At 72.7% G+C, this 2360-nt stretch carries 3 protein-coding genes; all 3 read left to right on the forward strand.

Annotation, left to right across the window (positions count from 1 at the left end):
• Positions 1-98: 98 nt before the first annotated feature.
• The gene (locus tag AOK15_RS25670) at positions 99-932 is read left to right on the forward strand and encodes a DUF4328 domain-containing protein (protein WP_063799053.1); all 834 of its coding nucleotides are present in this window, start codon (positions 99-101) and stop codon (positions 930-932) included.
• Between the two features lie 85 nt (positions 933-1017).
• Positions 1018-1584 (forward strand): hypothetical protein, encoded by a 567-nt coding sequence (locus AOK15_RS25675; protein WP_055520726.1) that lies wholly within the window; start codon positions 1018-1020, stop codon positions 1582-1584.
• 127 nt (positions 1585-1711) lie between these two features.
• Positions 1712-2299 carry a hypothetical protein gene (locus AOK15_RS25680; RefSeq protein ID WP_055520727.1) on the forward strand — a complete coding sequence of 196 codons (588 nt, stop codon included), beginning with the start codon at positions 1712-1714 and terminating at the stop codon, positions 2297-2299.
• Positions 2300-2360 lie beyond the last annotated feature (61 nt).

Genomic DNA, 2360 nt, shown 5'->3' on the forward strand with positions numbered 1-2360 from the left:
GCCGAGCGCGGTCCTCCCCAGACCCTCGCGCTCGGCATCCTTCACCGCATTCGCTCACTTCCGCGTCCCTGGGACGCGGTCGCACGGGGGGCTTTGGCATGACCTGTACACGCTGTCGGCAGTTCGACGCGGCACCGGGCGGAGAACTCTGCCGGGCCTGCGAGGCCGAGGACCTGCACCCGGACGTGGGCCCGAGCCTGCCGCAGGCCCCGCCGGTCCCGCACGCCGCCGGGGCGCCGCAGTTCGGTCCGGGGGCCCCGGCATCCTGGCTGCGGTCGCCGGTGGGCCTCGGGCGGGCCCTGGCGATCCTGCTCGGCGTGGTCGCCCTCACGGACCTGGTCGCCGTGTGGGCGGACGTCACGATGCTCGACGTCCTCGGCCGGATGGCGGACGGCGCGTACGGGTCGGCGATCGAGGCCGACGCGGACCGGGCCGATCAGCTGTACGCCATGACCGGTACGGCCCAGTCCGTCGCGTTCCTCGCCACCGTGGTCGTATTCCTCGTCTGGTTCCACCGGGTGCGCGTCAACGCCGAGGTGTTCGAGCCGTTCGGCCACAGCAAGAAGCGGGGCTGGGCGATCGGCGGGTGGTTCGTGCCCGTCGTGAACCTCTGGTTCCCGCGCCGGATCGCGATCGACGCGTGGGACGCGAGCAGTCCCTGGGCGAAGCCCCGGTCGCACGGGCTCGTCAACGCCTGGTGGACGTTCTGGCTCATCGGCAACGTCGTGAGCCAGGCCGGCACCCGGGCCTACGCGAGGGCCGTGACGGCGGACGAGCTCCACTCGGCCACGCAGGTGGTGCTGTTCGCCGACGCCTTCGAGATCCTGAGCGCCGGGCTCGCCGTCCTCTTCGTCCTCACGCTCACCCGGATGCAGGACGACAAGGCCCGCAGCGGACCGCGCGCACCGGAGTCGGAACCGGTGACGGCCTGACAGCTGCCGTCGGCGGCTTCGGGTCATCGTGCGGATTGCCCGATTCCGGGGGCGGACCGCCGTGCGGCTGTGGTGTATTCCCGACATGGGGTACTGGGGGTACTACGTCGTGGCTCGCAGTGAGCGGCCGCTCAAGGAGCTGGACGCGCTGGCGGGGGCGCGGGGGATGACGCTGCGTACGGCGGCGGCCGAGGGGTGGCAGGTCTGGGCCTGTCCGAGAGGCGTCGGCGGCGCGGCGGGCGACGGCGGAGACGGCGGCGGTGGTGGTGACGGTGACGTCGGGGACGTCGGGGACATGAACACGCTGGCGCGGGAGACGGGTTCGCCCGCGCTGTTCGGCTACGTCATGGACAGCGACTGCGTCGTGGTGGAGGCCGCCGCGCCGGAGAGCGGGGCGTGGACGACCTGTCTGGCGCGGACGGCCATGGCCGACTACCTCGGGGACAGCGGCCAAGGGCTCACCGTCGACGACTACTTCCTCGAACCGCGTGACGCCGCCGAGCGGGCCGTGGCCTGGGCGGCGGAGGCGGGGCGGGTCGCCGCGGAGGAGGCGCTGGCCGACGTACTGGCCTCGGAGCCTGGACCGGTGGACCCTCTGGCTGAAAATATCCTCTTCCGGTTGCTCGACCGGCTCGGGGTCGTCCCGCTGTGACACTCCCGGGCCGTTGCACGCAGTAAGGGGAAGTGCGGGTTCCGTTAACGGTCCTGGGGGGAACGCCGGGAAGTTCTGCGATGCGGAGCCCTGTCGAGCGAGGACGAGCAGGATCGAGGGAGGCGTGATGAGCCTGGTGGAGCTGATCGCCCAGGCCGACGAACGCGGTCTGGCGGCAAGCGGACTGGCTTGTTTGGACCGTTGCGTACCGCTTCTCGGCGGGGACGACGAGGTCCTGCGCCCGCTGTGGGCGGGACTGGTGGACGACGGGGACGGCTGGGGCGAACGGGTCGCGAAGATACGCGGTGAACTGGAGGCCGCCACCACTTCCGACGGCACCGCTCCGGACGGCACCGACGAGGCGGAGGGCGTCGTCGGGCTCGCCCGTCGCATGCTCGACGCGGTGCCCGACGAACGGTCCGGCGCGGGGCTGCGCGAGTGGGCGGAGGTGTGCTCCGTCGCCGCGCTGCGCATCCATCAGCTGCTCGACCCGCTGGACCGCGGCGGAACGGAGGCCGTCGACGCGTGCCGGGAGGGGCGCACCGACGGCGCGTCACATCTCGTCGCCGCCGAACTCCGGCGCCAGGTCGTCGTCCTGGAGCTGATCGCCGGACACGGCGCAGGGGCCGTCCGGCAGGCGCTCGACGTCTCCACGGAGGGACGACGCATCCTGCGCGCGGTCGTGTCGCGCCGGGCACGCGGGGTACGCGGCTGAGGGCGCGCAACCGACGAGGGGGACGGGGCGGGGGCTGGAGGCCTGGCTCTTATACACATGT

The organism is Streptomyces ossamyceticus, from assembly GCF_001418475.1.
Lineage (GTDB): Bacteria > Actinomycetota > Actinomycetes > Streptomycetales > Streptomycetaceae > Streptomyces > Streptomyces ossamyceticus.